Source organism: Ensifer sp. Root142, assembly GCF_001426785.1.
Taxonomy (GTDB): Bacteria; Pseudomonadota; Alphaproteobacteria; order Rhizobiales; family Rhizobiaceae; genus Ensifer; species Ensifer canadensis.
Window position 1 is genome coordinate 1 of the sequence record NZ_LMFK01000045.1, and the last position, 1,327, is coordinate 1,327.

Below are 1,327 nucleotides of genomic sequence, written 5' to 3' on the forward strand. Positions count from 1 at the left end.
GCAAGGTCGATATCCCGATCTACGATCAGGATGGCCTCGCGGTCGCAAGCCGCGAGGACCGGGCCGCGGCGCTGGCCGAATGGGGCGCGGAATTCCGTGAGGCCTATGCGGTCAACGCGCTGGCCACATTTTCCTTTACCGTCGCCGATACGGTCGACGATACCGCGTTTCACGACGCCCTGAATGCCGCGTTCGGATCAAAGCCTTTCCTCTATTCCCGGCATTCGGATGGCAAGGTCTCGGTCTACGCGGTAACGGACCTGCCGGCCAAGAAGATCGCCGGAGCGCTGAAGACCCGCGAGAAAGGCGAGGGGCCGGCGCGCGGTCTACGCGGTAACGGACCTGCCGGCCAAGAAGATCGCCGGAGCGCTGAAGACCCGCGAGAAAGGCGAGGGGCCGGCGCGCGCTGTCGAAAATGCGGAAGCCAGTTTTGCACGCCGATTGGCCGACGCTGGAGTGACGGCCGAGGTGCGTATTCTCGGCGCCGCCGTCTCCGAAAAGTCCGGCCGCTACTTCCTCGAAAAATTCCTTCGCAACGAGAAAGCCGTAAGCACCAGCGCCGGCGATCTGATCGAGCGCGGTTCGAGCGTCAAGGAAAAGGCGGATAGGATTTGGCGGGACTGGTCATCCCACATTCGCACCGTCGAGCCACGCAATGCCTTCCATGTCATCTTCTCGGCACGGACTGGGACCGATCCGGAAGCGATGCAGCGGGCCGTGCGGGATTTCCTGAGCGAGCAGGTCGCCGGGCATCGCTGGATCACGGCGTATCACCCCGAAACCGGCCATGTGCATGTCCATGTGATGATCTCGGCGCGAGACGACCTTGGCAAGGCGCTGCGGCTGACGAAGCCGGAACTTTACGAATGGCGCGAGCGGTTCGCGGCAAAGGCACGCGAGCATGGCATCGCCATGGTCGCCACCCGGCGCGCGGATGTCGCCGCCACGCGGCCCTATAGCCAGTCGCAGGCCGGCGCCTACGAGCGCAGCAAGAGCGATCCTCGCTATCTCAAGACGCCCGCCGTCACCAAACGCGTCGAGCGCAAGCGCGCCGGCGTCGTCGATCGCGCCTCGCTCATCAATGGCAACCTGGCTCTCGCCGCGAAATGGCAGGCAACCGCAAACGCCTTGAAAAATGCCGGCGCGGAGCCGTCGGTGATCGCGGCGGCCGACCGGTTCGCAGCCGCGGCGGCCGGACAAGCTGCGCAGCCAGCGCCGCGCCACGCTGCCGGCTTTGCTCTCCTTCGTCTGGAGACGGAGGAGGTCGCTGACCGCGACGCGATGATTGAGATCGTCCAGCGGGTGGCCGGCGTCGATAGCAACTTCG

Annotated in this window: 2 protein-coding genes; both read left to right on the forward strand. The window is 65.4% G+C overall.

Features of this window, described 5'->3' with window-relative positions; all coding sequences use genetic code 11:
- The coding region (locus ASD52_RS40465) for a hypothetical protein (protein WP_244497540.1) at positions 1–608 on the forward strand (608 nt) is incomplete at its 5' end.
- A 97-nt stretch (positions 609–705) separates the two neighbouring features.
- Positions 706–1,327: relaxase/mobilization nuclease domain-containing protein (locus tag ASD52_RS30470; protein ID WP_244497541.1), on the forward strand; the 622-nt coding region annotated here is incomplete at its 3' end.